Origin of the sequence: Neisseria wadsworthii 9715, assembly GCF_000227765.1 — a bacterium.
Lineage (GTDB): Bacteria > Pseudomonadota > Gammaproteobacteria > Burkholderiales > Neisseriaceae > Neisseria > Neisseria wadsworthii.
Genome location: NZ_JH165159.1, coordinates 956,312 through 968,722, shown reverse-complemented (window position 1 = coordinate 968,722; position 12,411 = coordinate 956,312). Strand labels below are relative to the sequence as shown.

At 43.7% G+C, this 12,411-nt stretch carries 20 protein-coding genes and 3 tRNA genes; 12 read left to right on the top strand and 11 right to left on the bottom strand.

Features of this window, described 5'->3' with window-relative positions; all coding sequences use genetic code 11:
• Together HMPREF9370_RS04380 and HMPREF9370_RS04375 are read right to left on the bottom strand one after the other, a co-directional pair.
• Nucleotides 1–708: N-6 DNA methylase (locus tag HMPREF9370_RS04380; RefSeq protein ID WP_009116128.1), on the bottom strand; the 708-nt coding region annotated here is incomplete at its 3' end.
• 64 nt (nucleotides 709–772) lie between these two features.
• Complete coding sequence (locus HMPREF9370_RS04375; RefSeq protein WP_244963418.1) at nucleotides 773–1,174, bottom strand: phosphoglycerate kinase; 402 nt, start codon at nucleotides 1,172–1,174, stop codon at nucleotides 773–775.
• Between the two features lie 618 nt (nucleotides 1,175–1,792).
• Between HMPREF9370_RS04375 and HMPREF9370_RS04365 the strand changes: the two genes are divergently transcribed.
• Nucleotides 1,793–2,218: a hypothetical protein gene (locus tag HMPREF9370_RS04365; RefSeq protein WP_009116125.1), complete on the top strand. Its 426-nt coding sequence runs from the start codon at nucleotides 1,793–1,795 to the stop codon at nucleotides 2,216–2,218.
• A 58-nt stretch (nucleotides 2,219–2,276) separates the two neighbouring features.
• On the opposite strand, the gene HMPREF9370_RS04360 is transcribed toward HMPREF9370_RS04365, so the two are convergent.
• The 4 genes from HMPREF9370_RS04360 to HMPREF9370_RS04345 form a co-directional block, all read right to left on the bottom strand.
• Nucleotides 2,277–2,603, bottom strand: coding sequence for a type II toxin-antitoxin system PemK/MazF family toxin (locus HMPREF9370_RS04360; RefSeq protein WP_009116124.1), 327 nt, complete (start codon nucleotides 2,601–2,603; stop codon nucleotides 2,277–2,279).
• Nucleotides 2,591–2,839 carry an AbrB/MazE/SpoVT family DNA-binding domain-containing protein gene (locus HMPREF9370_RS04355; RefSeq protein ID WP_009116123.1) on the bottom strand — a complete coding sequence of 83 codons (249 nt, stop codon included), beginning with the start codon at nucleotides 2,837–2,839 and terminating at the stop codon, nucleotides 2,591–2,593. The genes HMPREF9370_RS04360 and HMPREF9370_RS04355 overlap by 13 nt, the downstream gene beginning before the upstream one ends.
• Before the next feature lie 515 nt (nucleotides 2,840–3,354).
• Nucleotides 3,355–4,152 (bottom strand): phage replication initiator YdaU family protein, encoded by a 798-nt coding sequence (locus HMPREF9370_RS04350; RefSeq protein WP_009116122.1) that lies wholly within the window; start codon nucleotides 4,150–4,152, stop codon nucleotides 3,355–3,357.
• A complete protein-coding gene (locus HMPREF9370_RS04345; protein WP_009116121.1) occupies nucleotides 4,152–4,355 on the bottom strand; it encodes a hypothetical protein in 204 nt (67 codons plus the stop codon). Before HMPREF9370_RS04345 ends, HMPREF9370_RS04350 begins: the two co-directional genes overlap by 1 nt.
• A gap of 109 nt (nucleotides 4,356–4,464) precedes the next feature.
• Here HMPREF9370_RS04345 and HMPREF9370_RS04340 point away from each other — a divergent pair, with 109 nt between their 5' ends.
• The 4 genes from HMPREF9370_RS04340 (at nucleotide 4,465) to HMPREF9370_RS04330 (ending at nucleotide 6,412) form a co-directional block, all read left to right on the top strand.
• Complete coding sequence (locus HMPREF9370_RS04340; protein WP_009116120.1) at nucleotides 4,465–5,073, top strand: helix-turn-helix domain-containing protein; 609 nt, start codon at nucleotides 4,465–4,467, stop codon at nucleotides 5,071–5,073.
• Nucleotides 5,074–5,300: 227 nt separating this feature from the next.
• Nucleotides 5,301–5,480 carry a hypothetical protein gene (locus HMPREF9370_RS11990; RefSeq protein ID WP_156792967.1) on the top strand — a complete coding sequence of 60 codons (180 nt, stop codon included), beginning with the start codon at nucleotides 5,301–5,303 and terminating at the stop codon, nucleotides 5,478–5,480.
• Nucleotides 5,481–5,779: 299 nt separating this feature from the next.
• Entirely contained in the window at nucleotides 5,780–6,139 is a 360-nt protein-coding gene (locus tag HMPREF9370_RS04335) for a hypothetical protein (RefSeq protein WP_009116119.1), read from the top strand.
• Nucleotides 6,140–6,211: 72 nt separating this feature from the next.
• A complete protein-coding gene (locus HMPREF9370_RS04330; RefSeq protein ID WP_009116118.1) occupies nucleotides 6,212–6,412 on the top strand; it encodes a hypothetical protein in 201 nt (66 codons plus the stop codon).
• Here HMPREF9370_RS04330 and HMPREF9370_RS04325 read toward each other — a convergent pair.
• Nucleotides 6,402–6,596: a hypothetical protein gene (locus tag HMPREF9370_RS04325; protein ID WP_009116117.1), complete on the bottom strand. Its 195-nt coding sequence runs from the start codon at nucleotides 6,594–6,596 to the stop codon at nucleotides 6,402–6,404. The two genes, HMPREF9370_RS04330 and HMPREF9370_RS04325, sit on opposite strands and share 11 nt — an antisense overlap.
• Nucleotides 6,597–6,992: 396 nt before the next feature.
• On the opposite strand from HMPREF9370_RS04325, the gene HMPREF9370_RS04320 reads away from it, so the two are divergent.
• Nucleotides 6,993–7,502, top strand: coding sequence for a hypothetical protein (locus HMPREF9370_RS04320; RefSeq protein WP_040666894.1), 510 nt, complete (start codon nucleotides 6,993–6,995; stop codon nucleotides 7,500–7,502).
• Here HMPREF9370_RS04320 and HMPREF9370_RS11985 read toward each other — a convergent pair.
• Entirely contained in the window at nucleotides 7,444–8,088 is a 645-nt protein-coding gene (locus tag HMPREF9370_RS11985; protein WP_009116115.1) for a hypothetical protein, read from the bottom strand. The two genes, HMPREF9370_RS04320 and HMPREF9370_RS11985, sit on opposite strands and share 59 nt — an antisense overlap.
• A 154-nt stretch (nucleotides 8,089–8,242) precedes the next feature.
• Here HMPREF9370_RS11985 and HMPREF9370_RS04315 point away from each other — a divergent pair, with 154 nt between their 5' ends.
• From HMPREF9370_RS04315 to HMPREF9370_RS04285, 6 genes are all read left to right on the top strand, one after another.
• On the top strand, nucleotides 8,243–8,425 hold the full coding sequence (locus HMPREF9370_RS04315) for a hypothetical protein (RefSeq protein WP_009116113.1): 183 nt from the start codon (nucleotides 8,243–8,245) through the stop codon (nucleotides 8,423–8,425).
• Between the two features lie 111 nt (nucleotides 8,426–8,536).
• Entirely contained in the window at nucleotides 8,537–9,064 is a 528-nt protein-coding gene (locus HMPREF9370_RS04310; protein WP_009116112.1) for a TrbM/KikA/MpfK family conjugal transfer protein, read from the top strand.
• A gap of 170 nt (nucleotides 9,065–9,234) precedes the next feature.
• Entirely contained in the window at nucleotides 9,235–9,999 is a 765-nt protein-coding gene (locus HMPREF9370_RS04305; protein ID WP_009116111.1) for a nucleotide-binding protein, read from the top strand.
• A complete protein-coding gene (traM, locus tag HMPREF9370_RS04300) occupies nucleotides 9,992–10,423 on the top strand; it encodes a conjugal transfer transcriptional regulator TraM (RefSeq protein WP_009116110.1) in 432 nt (143 codons plus the stop codon). Before HMPREF9370_RS04305 ends, traM begins: the two co-directional genes overlap by 8 nt.
• Before the next feature lie 295 nt (nucleotides 10,424–10,718).
• Entirely contained in the window at nucleotides 10,719–11,048 is a 330-nt protein-coding gene (locus HMPREF9370_RS11785; protein ID WP_082403046.1) for a helix-turn-helix domain-containing protein, read from the top strand.
• A complete protein-coding gene (locus HMPREF9370_RS04285) occupies nucleotides 10,940–11,956 on the top strand; it encodes a tyrosine-type recombinase/integrase (RefSeq protein WP_083821182.1) in 1,017 nt (338 codons plus the stop codon). Before HMPREF9370_RS11785 ends, HMPREF9370_RS04285 begins: the two co-directional genes overlap by 109 nt.
• Nucleotides 11,957–12,031: 75 nt before the next feature.
• Here the strand turns inward: HMPREF9370_RS04285 and HMPREF9370_RS04280 are convergent.
• From HMPREF9370_RS04280 to HMPREF9370_RS04275, 3 genes are all read right to left on the bottom strand, one after another.
• Nucleotides 12,032–12,121: transfer RNA gene (locus HMPREF9370_RS04280), tRNA-Leu, on the bottom strand.
• Nucleotides 12,122–12,163: 42 nt separating this feature from the next.
• Nucleotides 12,164–12,241 (bottom strand) — tRNA-Cys (locus HMPREF9370_RS11980).
• Between the two features lie 25 nt (nucleotides 12,242–12,266).
• Nucleotides 12,267–12,340: transfer RNA gene (locus HMPREF9370_RS04275), tRNA-Cys, on the bottom strand.
• Nucleotides 12,341–12,411: the final 71 nt, after the last annotated feature.

Genomic DNA, 12,411 nt, shown 5'->3' with positions numbered 1-12,411 from the left:
AACAGCTTCTTTCTTATCGGCGGATATTCTGTCCGCCATTGCCTGACCGAAGCCGCCGAGTATCCAATCGGCCGTACACCAAGCCGCCCAAAATTCGTGCGTCAAACTGTTGCCATGCACGATTTTTGCGGGGATACGGTAAAGCTGGCATTGGATAAAACACATCCAAACGCACAAGGCATCAATATCAATTCCGATAGCGACCATGTGCTGTGCAGGTGTGTAGCCAAGTGAACGGACGTTTTCGGCGAAAGCAATCACGTTCGCCCCACTTCCGCAGGTAGGCTCTAAAACGCTTACAAATGGCTCGGTTTTCAGCTTTTCAGCCAAATCCTGATTAACAATGGCCACCATCAGTTTGCTGATGTTGTAAGGGGTAAAATATTGCCCGCTGTTTGGGTTGCCTAATCCCAAGTCCATGTATAAGCAGCCTAAAATATCGGCAAATAAGCCTTGTTCTCTGTGGCTATGGGTTTCAACAATCAACAAGCCAAGTATTTCTGCAAACCGCTTAAAATCACTTTCTGCATACTGTTTGCGGATTTCGTGGTAACGGTTTTCCCGTAGCTCCCACTTATCGTCAAATGCGTATTGGTTCATCAATACAATGGCGGCCACTTCGACAAAATCCCTAAATAAATCTGCAACCCGATAGGCAGCACCGAACGACTGAAACAGTCTGACAATCTCTTTATTGATGTCGGCCATATCATTTAATCTCCGTTGTGTTGTTCAGACGGCCTCAACCGGCCGTCTGAAACATGGTTAACGATTACCACCAACTGTCATAAAAGACTGCCAAGCCGTTTGCTATGGCTTCGCGGGCGGCTGCAATAAATTTCTTGGTCTCTTCTATATCTTCGGGGTACACCTCTTCTCCACCGAAGAAAAAGCCCGGCGTATATTCCAATTCGTCGTTGTCCAACGCCTGCTCCAACCGTACCAAGTCCGCTAACTCCAGCCTTACCGTGCGGCAGTTAAACACTTCGTCTTGCCCGCCTTTTTCTCTGTAAAGCTCTTCCATCCAACCATGCAGATGATTGAATTTGCGCCAATAGGCAATATCGGTTAGCTGCGCTTGCTCGCGCTCTTCATCAGTTTTTGGCATCACATCGGTTTGTCGGTCGCCCGCAAACTCGGCACGCATGGTGTAGCCGTACATGTCCAATCCCATAGTCATTCCTTTCATGTTAAATAATTAACAACACACAACCATCGGGGGCGGTCGCCGCCGTGTTGTGATGTCGTTAAAAATTTCAAAGCGCAAAAAGTCCAGACTGGCTTTGTGCGGCTTTCATCTTTGTCCGGTGCGCCCTTAGCGGCGTGGTGGAAAAGGTGGAAGACGTGCAAAGACACTCGTCTTGGTCTGGACTTTTTGCGCTTTGAAATTTAGACATCTCGAGACAACACGGCGGCGACCGCCCCCGATGGTTGTTTTATGGGACAGCCGCTTGCGGCGTTTCCGCCTTTGGGCGGAATTTTTAAAAACGCTTTGGGGCGTTTTTTGGCACTCGTTGCCTATCCTGCGTCTAGTTTGAAAATGGGTTTATTGGGGAAATTTTGCGTTTTTAGCAGGGGTGAGGTACGAGTGGACTTGGATATTGACGTTAATTGGGTAGAATATTTTAGAACAATATAGAATTTATGTAGAATTAATTAGGATAATAGTAGAATTTATATGAAATTAATTAGAACTTAAATAGATTAATTTTGGAATTTACTAGAATAAAATAGAATAATGGGTTAATATTTGTAGGATGATTTAGAATCAATTAGAACGGAATAGAATGCAATGAAACTATCTGCAAAAGATTTTATGAGCCAGCAACAACGGGCTACAAAAAATTCCAAGCTGGAGCCGTTGAAAAATGATATTCTGCTGCTTCATTCTAGTGGTTATACCTTGGCTCAAATTCTGAATTTTTTGAGCCTCAATAATGTGCAGATCAGTAAAACAGCCCTGCATCACTTCATCAAAACCCGTTACATGGTTCCCGCCAAAAGTGAACCTGCCGCTGAACGTGGACAGCAAAAAAATTCGACCAACGCAGTGGCATCGGATAACAAATTACCGGTCGGCGGCGAAACGAAGATTTCTGAATATCTGCAAAACGAAAAGGACAAAAACGGTAGTCCACGTAAATTCGATTGGCAAAATCCGCCTTCACGCGAGAAACTGTTTGGTTCTCCTGAAAAACAGCATTCGGAAGAAACCTAAAACTGCCACAAAAAAAGCCGTCTGAATTTTTCAGACGGCTTCAAAGCCTGTCAGTGGGTTATTCCATAAAAATTTCTTGGAGTACAGACAAAATATCGGATAGCACCTCATTGCTCAAATGCCCCATTGATTTGACCAACCGGCGTTTATCGACAACACGGATTTGATCCAACAAAACCAATCCGTCTTTATCGCCAAATGTTACCGGTACGCGGAAAGGAGCCGGTCGCCCGGCAGAAGTGAGCGGCGCAATAATGGCTGTTTTCAAATGATCGTGTATTTCAGACGGTGAAACAATTACACACGGTCGCGTCTTCTGTATTTCGCTGCCTACGGTTGGATCCAATTGAACCCAAAACACTTCGCCACGCCTTACCATCGCCATTCTACAACCTCATCTTCTCGGAAGTTTTCCCAAGTTAAACCGTCTTCTCCGTGCCGTGCCAAATCTTCAGCCGCCGCTGCCCAACCCTTGCGCACGGCAGGCTTGGGTTTGCTCAAAACAATAGTGCCGTCCACAACGGACATTTCGACACAATCGTTAAAGCCAAGCTGATTTATAAGGGCTTTGGGAATAATTACCCCATGAGAATTGCCCATTTTTCTGATTGTCGTTTTCATTACACAGCTCCTTTTTATTGTATGTAATAACAATGTTATAACTTTGTAGTATTGTTGTCAACTAAGTTATCCACAAAAAACGTGAATATCCCCCCTGCTAAACACTTCAAACGGCTATTTCCAAAACAAAAAAAGAATTGCACAAAAAATCATCAGGCCGAATGGCCTTTTAATATCTGTATGTGATTTTTAATGTGATCTCTGTATAGATATTGTTCTCGGCGTACAAAGTTTTTTGTTCAATATGTACAGTGTACTTTGTACAATATGTACAAAGATATGATTTTATTAAATAAAGTATAGCAATGGAAAAGGCCGTCTGAAAATGGACAGCACCGGTTTCAGACGGCCTCAATACCCGAAATCACGAAAAAAGCATAAAAAAACGGCCGATGCAGTGCATCGACCTTAACAAAATGCCTTTGAATCGCTCAAAAGCAGGGTAAAAATCATTTGTTTAAGACAGTTGGGTAAAGACAAGGCGCGGTATGCCGTCAGGTCTTATTTACCTGATTTCAACCGCCTTTTTTCAAATAGTTTTGTATTGCTTGATACCCTTTATTACCTGATAGATCAGGTTTTGAGGGCGGGGGCTTGTCGGGCTTTTCTTGCGGTGGGGCGCGCTGCTGACGCTCTTTTGCAGCTGCCTCCAGTTCTCGCCGCGTGCGTTCTTCCTGTGCTTTCAAAGACGCTTCAGACGGCCTGTTCGGTTGGGTGTTATCGTTATGATAAAAGCCGGACCAGCCTTTGAGAATGCTCCGCTCCATAATAGGACGAAGATCGAGATTTTGATTGTGGAATGCCGCCAGTTGCTTAATGGCGGTTTTTTTTGCCCCTGTGCCCGCTTTTTTACCAGCCTCAATCCGCATATCGAGATAGTTGTGCCACAAATCCAGCGGGATGAATTTCGGCAGGCGGTAGTTATCACGGTCATAGTGATGGCGACTGTTCGTCTCGGGAATGGGAATGCCCCGCAATTCGTAGATTTTGGCCAACAGCACTTCACGATTGAGTAGCCAGTGCATCTTACCGTGGACACCGCTACGCCGATATTGCACCAAGCCGAGCTTAAGCAGGGTGCGGCGTACTTTTTCATAGCCGCGCCGTGTCAGACCGAGTTCCTGCTTCAAATCCGCAGCGGTCTTGTAGAGCCAGCCGCACCGCTTCGGCTCTTTATCGGCCACATCGCTCCACCAAAACAGATTAGATAGAAACGAGGCCGCCTGAAAATCATGTGCGCACACGGGCATAAACTCGTCATAGACTTGGACGAATTTTTGGGTAAGGTGTGGGCGCAGGTCTGAAATAAGCATTATCTTGCTTTGATGTCTTGGTGCATTTTTAGAAGAGATGTACCAAGTTGAAAAGAAACTGCGGCTCTACTTTTGCTATTGCTCTTTTTGTGCTTGTTTTTTATTTGAGAGATGAGGCCCTGTGAACAACCACAAAACTCAGCAATTTGTTTTTGAGAATATCCTGCATCTTGAATGTCTTGAATAATCGCTGACCAATCCATTGTATTCCTTTCATATGAATAATTACATTCTAATTAGTATTGTAATGGAAAACAATAGCCAAACTAATTACTCAAAACCATAAACTCTAATTTTATGCTATGTGTGAGTATGATGGAGAATATCGGAGACCGTATCAGAAAGCGTAGGCTCGAGTTAGAACTCAGCCAATTAGCTTTAGCGAAAAGAGCAAATGTTTCTCAAGGTACAATTGCTCAACTAGAAGGTGGACGAAACCACGGGACTGGTAAGATATATGAAATATCAAAAGCTCTCAATGTAAGCCCAGAATGGTTGCTGTACGGAAAGAACCCCCCTTCTGAAAAAATTAAACCTGTTAATATTGAAAGCAACGATTTATTTATTACATCAAGTTCAAGTTCGGTTGCATTAAAAAAAGAATTTGCAAAAGCAAATAATTGGGATGCTGAATATATTGATTTTATTCAATGTAAAGATGAGAGTATGTCTCCTACTATTAGCATTTTCGATGATGTTATTTTTAGCCGTCTAGATACTGTTAAGCATGAAAATGGAGTTTTTGTTATTAAAAGAAGTAGTGGTTTAGTGTTTATACGCCGAACTATTTTAGATTCCTCTCAAAAATGGATATACCGATGCGATAACCTTGATAAAACCCGATTCTCTGATGTTGATGCGATAGATTCTGATGAGATACTAGGCAGGGTAATTTGGCGGGGAGGTACAAACTCTTTCTAAAAACTATTAGCCCTGAAGAAGGCCAGCTAATAATAGCTGGCCTTCTTATTTTAACTAATTCATTACATTTCTTATTAAAATTTACATTTCTAATATTACAATTCTATTTACTAATTGAAATTACAATGCTAATATTTGTTCAGGCTAAATAGTTCTTTAACAACTTGATTGCGATGCAACCGGCCTTCGGAGCCGTCTAAGTCTTCATGCTTATTATTGACTGAAATGTGCAGACATCACTAAAACTTTGGACGGCAGGCGTAGAAAAGGCTTCGAGCCTTTGGGTAAATAAAACCACCGGAACGGTGGGCGCACAAACGGTTGCAGGCGACATTCAACCGCCTAAAAAAAGAAAAGCCGCGCATCCGGGTAGCGCAGTGAAGCGTCCGGTAACAGGCGGCTGTTGAACGTATTTGATAATCGGGGCGTATCCCCGATGCGGAGCGATAATCTACGGACAAGCTCCAAACTACATACTGAATTTTTGAGGCTGCCTCTTGGCGGGCAGATTCAGGGCGTTACCGCCCTTTAGCGTGCCGATGACGCACACTCTTTATAAGACGGTCTCGCACACCGTCTTAGGTCTGTACCCAGACCCAAGCCCGTTTGTTAAAGCGGGCTTCCGTGTGGGTATTTTACACGTATTCAGTTTTGAAAGTAACTAAAGTTATTTTATGTATTCTGGATGTTGATATAAGGAGGCTATATGACTGAAACCAAATTCCATGTCGGCCACGACGGCAATTCTCACGGTTTGTTCAACAGCTACGATGAGGCGGAAATTTATATTTTGAAAGAACGCGGGTGGACGGACGAGGAAATCAAAAACGATTTGGCCTTTGCCAAAAAAGAGTGCAGCAAATACGGAGGCGACCTCTTTGCCGACCCCGGAAAAATGCCTCTGTGGTTCATTACTGAAATCGAGATGGAAGACGGCAAAATTGTAAAAGTGGACGGACAGTCGTACCGCGACTATCTCGAAAGCATCGGCGGTGAGGAAGGCAGTGGGGAATATGAAGCCGATTTAAAGCGCATGAATGCTTATTATTTGTTGCGCCGTAGTTGAGATTTGGCAGGTGGCCGTCTGAAAAAGGGTTTCAGACGGTCTTGTTTTCAATTGAACTTAAAGGAGTTTCCAATGGGCAATGCAGAAAAAATACGCAAGCATTATTTGAAATTTGAGTGGGTTGTCGATGGAGAAATTGTCGCTTCAGAAGAACTGACGGTAAAAACGCCTCCGTCAGGCAGCGTCCATGCAACAGCTTTTCACATCATAGAAAGCATTCGTCATTTTAAAAATGAAGAATGGAAAAACGAAGTAAGCAAATCTATTCTTTAGATTCCCACTTTTTGGCCTCTTTCAATATTTCATTGGCAAAGAAGAACATATCGCTAATAAAGACATAATGGGACACTTGCTCCATTTTTGTCTGCCCCGGACCTACTTCTACCTCCCGAGGCTGATATTCTTTTCTGTCTTTAAACATGATAAGGGCAAGCTGAATTGCTTCAAATTGTGTCATGATTTTTTACCTCTTTGATTGGTTGGTTGTAGGAAACTTAACTATATCAAAGGTCTAACCGACATTAAAGGTTGACAGGCCGGAAAGACGGCCATTCGGAATATCAGAAAGGCCGTCTGAAAGATGATTTTCAGACGGCCTCACCATAACGGAGGTCGGGGCTGAATCCCGTTCGGCAGGGAGGATGCAGCAAGCGGCTCGGGTGTGGCCTCCGTTATGTTTTTTCGCACACCACAGTTCGCCTTTGGCAGGGCGTTAACGCACTCAATCAGCCTTTAGAGTTCGACCTGCTCCGGCCGAAAGGGGGTGGGAAGACGCTTACAGACCTCGCGATACCGGTTCGGGCGGGTGAAAGGCCCGCTTTTCTGCTTACCATTCGCCCTAAAGGAGATTGCGATGTCCACCGTGTATTTTGAATACGATTTAAAAAAAGTACCGCGTGTTCAATATGAGAATTATTTTGCAGGTTTAATATTCGGTATTTTACCGATTATTGCTTCCTGTCTGTTTGATAAACACTTGCTGTTCGGTTTTCCGTTCGGGCGGGAAACGGCAGCGTATTATTTCTATATCGGCTTGATGATCTTTTTCTTAGTCGACATGCTTTTTCTTACTTATTCCTACACAGACGAAGATCAGGTATTCCGCTTTGGGCAAAACGGCTTCTACTGGGATAATGGCGCAATTATTGGGAAAGAGACGTTCTACCGGCCATCTGAAAAAATCTGCCGTATCACATTCAGCCGCACGGGCAGATTGGAATTGACGGATAGTCTTGGCAAAACCTTTACGGCAGACAGGTTGAAATATAGTGAGCAGGCAGAACAACAACTTGCTGAATGTTTTCCTATGGCTTGGGAGCAGGATATTCCCTCAATTCCGTCTGAAATAAAGACTGAAAAATAAATTGATAGCAGGCTTCGCTATTTTTACGAATGGCATATCCGTTTTGTATCATTCCGCAATCTGAATACCGGTAAGCATCCAGCCATAGCAGCCATAAATCGTATTGCTCCACTTTTCGGTAGGCGTAGCCCAAAATAACGATAAGTAGGAGGCATGAGCCTGAATAGATAGCATAACGAAAGGAGAGCATGATGCTCCCTGAATGAAATGCTTGACATGCAAATTTGATTGATTGGCAGAATAAAGGGATACACAGCAAAACGGTACAAGCAATACAAGCTGCCCACGCAGTAACTGAAAAATCAAGATTTTCCTTAAAAATTCCATATTTGTTATTGAAGTGCCAAGTTGCAATCATCTTGGTTACGAAAAACGACATTGCGGAGCAAATGAAAAAACCTACTACCCTGCGAACTTTAAAAATAATTTGCTTACGTTTTTGAAAAAAAGTCCATACTGAAAAGATCAAAAAACCGCAATGGGCAAAAACGATATTTCCGTTCATGCTGAAGTAGTAATAAAGGATAAGCACTAAAATAATCGCTATGCTTTCGCGTAACGTAGGTGCGTTTTGATATTCTTTCATGGGCGTTTCCTGTTTTGTGTAAAGAGAAGATGTGGGAATCCAATCTTAACACGGGCATTGAAACACCCGCCTTACAGCAAAGGCCGTCTGAAAGATGATTTTCAGACGGCCTTTTTATCCCTCCCAACTTTTATCACCCTAAAGGAGAACGACTATGTTCAATATACAAATCAGTAAGCCTGTGCCTGTATCGGTAATCGGCACTTATGATTCGCTCGAGGCTGCGTCAAAGCAGGTTGATCTGTTTATGCGGGGAAACGATCCCGACGCTTGCGCCAACATTGTGCCGTCCGAAAAAGGGAGCGGCTACACGGTGCAGGCAGTTAAATGGCAATAAAAAACCGCTCTGTTTCCAAAGCGGTCTTCCGAATGCAAGGATAATCTTCCATAGGGGTATGGAGATTATCCTTTTTTCTCGGGATTAGTGCAACTACGGAGAGTAATCAAAATGAAGAGAGTTTTATCGGTAACGGCGGCATTGGCTGCTTTTTTTGTATCTGTGCCGGTACAGGCTGAAACCCTTACCGGCGATGCCAAATTGGCCTGTGAGGCAACATTGTGTTTATCCAGCGGAGACAGGCCGTCTGAATGTGCACCGTCTATCAAGCGGTATTTCTCCATCAAACATAAACGCTTGCACAAAACATTAGAGGCTCGGCGCGACTTCTTGAAGCTTTGCCCGTCCAGCAAAGAAGAAAATATGCCTGAATTGATCAATGCGTTGGTGAATGGAGCAGGCCGTTGTGATGCTGCCGAGCTAAACCGAGTAAACCGCGCCACTTACACTGAACAAGTAGCAGATAAAATCGGCCGCAGATCAGATTGGTTTTATTCGACAGTAACAAAACAATACATCAAAAAAGCTTATCCGGATTACTGCAAAGCCTATTTTGATCATGGTTGGACAACCGCAGGCGACCGTGTGAAGTATGTAGGCGAAGAAAAAGAAGGCGGCCGTTGGGTTGATGTGAAATAAGTTCACTCGGCTCCGGTTTCATTCCTCCATCCAACCCTACCGGAGCAACTTCAACCGGCGGAGTTAGCATTCTCCGCCGGTCTTTTTACAGACTAAAGCGCGCCTGATTTAAGGTGTTTTTTAATGTGTAAAAAGATTGGCCGACTGGTCGTTTGAAAAAGGAAAAAACAATGAAAGAAGTGCACTTGGTTGTACAGGGTAAGGGTGGTGTGGGCAAATCGTTGACGGCAGCCATGCTCGCTCAGTATTTGAAGATGGCGGCTAATGACGAAATTCCTGTTTACTGTTTCGATACAGACCCAGTAAATCAGACCTTCAGCCGTTTTACTGCTTTGCAAACTGAAATGGTAAAAATTATGACGGCGGACAACATCATAGACACCCGTCGTTTCGACAGCTTGATCGAGAAGATGATTGAGGTTGATGGCATGGCTGTGGTAGATAATGGAGCGGCAACTTTTGTGCCTTTGATGTCATATATGGCCGAGAATCATGTGGACGAACTTTTGAAAGACAGCGGTGTTCGCATGATTTTGCATGTGCCTATAATGGGCGGACAGGCCTTGGAAGATTGTGCGGTAGGGTTAGCACAGACTGCTGCTGCAATTGATGCGGAAATTGTAGTATGGCTGAATGACTATCATGGAATAGTGCAATTGTCCAACGGTAAAAAATTTACCGATCTGCCTGTTTACAAAGATAGTAAAAGTAAAATTATCGGTATCGTTCATCTTCCGCGGCGCAATCCCGACACATTTGGTAAAGATATACAAGCTATGACAGCTGCGAACCTTACTTTCAACGAAGCTGACACATCGCCTGACTTCGGTATTATGACCCGCCAACGCTTGCGTACTGTAAAACGCGACTTATATGCTCAATTGCAAACGTTACCAATATGGGTAAATCAGCAAAACGGTGCGACCGATGAGTAGTAAAACTGACCACATCATATCTGAAGTATTCCGCCTTACAGGTCTTCGTATTTCCAAAGATGATCCGGTAATGGCGGTTCTTCTTATGCAACAGCAGATGTTTGATGAATCTTTTGTACAGCTTTCATCTCATCAAGAGCAATACGCCGAAGCCATTGCCGCCCATGCCGAAAACATCACGGCTGCCGCCGCAAAACTTGAAACCTACCGCGAGCAGCTTTTGGTTGAGCTAGCACAGCAAGCCAACAGTAGGATAGAAGAAACTGAAGATCGTGTTTATGCCTCGGTTTCTGAACGAGTTATTCGGGATGTAGAGAAAGCTAATACAGCCTTTATAGACCGTCTGAAAAAGCTGTTGATGTTTGTTTCTGCGGCTTGGGTTATCGGATTGCTGCTACTGGTCGGGGTTGTCGTTTTTAAATAGTCAGTATCTTGATATTACTTGGAGTATTACAATGCTGAGTGAGGCTACTCCTATTATTCGTACCATTAAGATACCGCCCGGCTTTACTCCGCCGGAAAACAACTACCCGCACTACCGGCTTTTACCGGTGCAAACAGAAACAGGCAGATTCTACTGCCTGTTTTTTTACGTTACGAGCAAAGACTTTTTGATACTTGAGCCAAAAATAAAACGGCATCTTGCCATTGGAAAGCTGGCTGAATTTCTGAAAACAGCAACGTACACGGTGTATGAAACAGTATATGAGTGAACAGATATGAATACATATGATGTTGAAGAAGCTGCTGAATACTGTAAATGCCACCCGGAAACCATTCGGGAGCATATCAGGGAAGGCAGATTAGTAGCGTCCAAACCCGGTCGTAAATATTGCATTAAGAGGTCTGCACTTGACGCATTCCTTTCCAATCAAGAGAATGAGCAATTGCAGGCTTCACTTGCTAATAGGAGTGAAGAAAAATGCTTAAAACCGATGGATTGTATCGCCGTGGAAACGGTGTCTGGTACATTGATTTTACGACACCAAGCGGAAAAAGAGTTAGACGCTCTGCTCGCACAAAAGACAAAAAATCAGCCGAAGAGCTGAGAGATAAACTCAAGCATGATGCTTGGCGAGTTTCCCAACTTGGCGAAAAGCCTAAGCGTTTATGGGATGAAGCCGCTTTAAAGTGGCTTAAGGAGAAGGCTGCAAAAAGAAGTATAGAAGACGACAAGTCAAAAATACGAATGCTGACACAATTCAGAGGAGTTTATTTACATCACATTGATAACGAGTTCGTGATGAATGTGGTGGGCAATCTGAATTGCAAAGACAGCACGAAGAACCGCTATTTATCTCTTATCATTTCTATTTTGAATGCAGCTGCAAAAAAATGGAAATGGATAGACAAAGCCCCATACATCGAAAAATACAAAGAGAATGAAGGGCGAGTTCGCTGGTTAAAGCCTGCTGAAGCTCAAAGGCTGATTGGGGTTGCAAAACCAAGGTATTTTGCTGATCTGATTATATTTAGTCTCAATACTGGTTTAAGACAGAGCAATGTTTTAAATCTAAAGTGGAGCCAAATAGATTTAGATCGTAAAGTTGCTTGGTGTTATCCTGATGAGATGAAAGCTGGAAGAGCTTTGGGTGTTGTTTTGAATGAAGCCGCGATTGAGGTTTTGAGGCGGCAGATTGGAAAACATTCCGACTACGTTTTTGTCAACAAGCGTGGGAATCCTATTGTTGGTATAAACAGTAGGTATTGGAAGAAAAGTCTTGAGTTGGCCAACATAACAGATTTCACATGGCACGATTTGAGACACACTTGGGCAAGCTGGCTAGTGCAACGCGGAGTACCATTGAGGGTGTTACAGGAGATGGGTGGATGGAAAACACTATCTATGGTTCAACGCTATGCTCACCTGTCGTCGGAGCATTTGCAGTCACATGCTCAGATACTGTCTGATTTGGTGAGACATTCGCAAAATGACGACACAAATTTGTCACAGTAACTTTAACTGGAAAGATTTTGCTCGAGGATTATTTGATACGAAAAGATAATTTTCTTAGGAAAATCATGATGGTTATGGTGCCCGGAGCCGGAATCGAACCGGCACGGCCGTATTAGGGCCGACGGATTTTAAGTCCGTTGTGTCTACCAATTTCACCACCCGGGCAATGATTAATTTTTAGGCTGCTCTATGGCAGCCATATTAATGTGGAGGCGGGGGCGCGGATTTGAACCGGCCTATATGAAGGTTGCACCCTTCACAGCATAAACACTCTGCCACCCCGCCGTAAGCTGGATGTATCAACAAATTTTGGAGGCGAGAGTCGGAATCGAACCGGCGTCCACGGCTTTGCAGGCCGCTGCATAACCACTCTGCCATCTCGCCATATTCAAAAACTTCTTTATTTAAAACTTTAAAATTATTTAAAAATTTAAAAGAAGTTTAAAATCTGGAGC

Bases quoted from the DNA above. Each gene is read 5' to 3' on its own strand.
- HMPREF9370_RS04310 (WP_009116112.1), top strand. From the start codon at position 8,537: ATGAAGAGAGTTTTATCGGTAACGGCGGCATTGGCTGCTTTTTTTGTA.
- HMPREF9370_RS04325 (WP_009116117.1), bottom strand. From the start codon at position 6,596: ATGACACAATTTGAAGCAATTCAGCTTGCCCTTATCATGTTTAAAGAC.
- HMPREF9370_RS04345 (WP_009116121.1), bottom strand. From the start codon at position 4,355: ATGGATTGGTCAGCGATTATTCAAGACATTCAAGATGCAGGATATTCT.
- HMPREF9370_RS04315 (WP_009116113.1), top strand. From the start codon at position 8,243: ATGTTCAATATACAAATCAGTAAGCCTGTGCCTGTATCGGTAATCGGC.
- HMPREF9370_RS04320 (WP_040666894.1), top strand. From the start codon at position 6,993: ATGTCCACCGTGTATTTTGAATACGATTTAAAAAAAGTACCGCGTGTT.
- HMPREF9370_RS04355 (WP_009116123.1), bottom strand. From the start codon at position 2,839: ATGAAAACGACAATCAGAAAAATGGGCAATTCTCATGGGGTAATTATT.
- HMPREF9370_RS04305 (WP_009116111.1), top strand. From the start codon at position 9,235: ATGAAAGAAGTGCACTTGGTTGTACAGGGTAAGGGTGGTGTGGGCAAA.
- HMPREF9370_RS04360 (WP_009116124.1), bottom strand. From the start codon at position 2,603: ATGGCGATGGTAAGGCGTGGCGAAGTGTTTTGGGTTCAATTGGATCCA.
- HMPREF9370_RS04340 (WP_009116120.1), top strand. From the start codon at position 4,465: ATGATGGAGAATATCGGAGACCGTATCAGAAAGCGTAGGCTCGAGTTA.
- HMPREF9370_RS04375 (WP_244963418.1), bottom strand. From the start codon at position 1,174: ATGGGATTGGACATGTACGGCTACACCATGCGTGCCGAGTTTGCGGGC.
- HMPREF9370_RS04330 (WP_009116118.1), top strand. From the start codon at position 6,212: ATGGGCAATGCAGAAAAAATACGCAAGCATTATTTGAAATTTGAGTGG.
- HMPREF9370_RS04350 (WP_009116122.1), bottom strand. From the start codon at position 4,152: ATGCTTATTTCAGACCTGCGCCCACACCTTACCCAAAAATTCGTCCAA.
- traM (WP_009116110.1), top strand. From the start codon at position 9,992: ATGAGTAGTAAAACTGACCACATCATATCTGAAGTATTCCGCCTTACA.
- HMPREF9370_RS04365 (WP_009116125.1), top strand. From the start codon at position 1,793: ATGAAACTATCTGCAAAAGATTTTATGAGCCAGCAACAACGGGCTACA.
- HMPREF9370_RS04335 (WP_009116119.1), top strand. From the start codon at position 5,780: ATGACTGAAACCAAATTCCATGTCGGCCACGACGGCAATTCTCACGGT.
- HMPREF9370_RS11985 (WP_009116115.1), bottom strand. From the start codon at position 8,088: ATGAAAGAATATCAAAACGCACCTACGTTACGCGAAAGCATAGCGATT.
- HMPREF9370_RS11785 (WP_082403046.1), top strand. From the start codon at position 10,719: ATGAATACATATGATGTTGAAGAAGCTGCTGAATACTGTAAATGCCAC.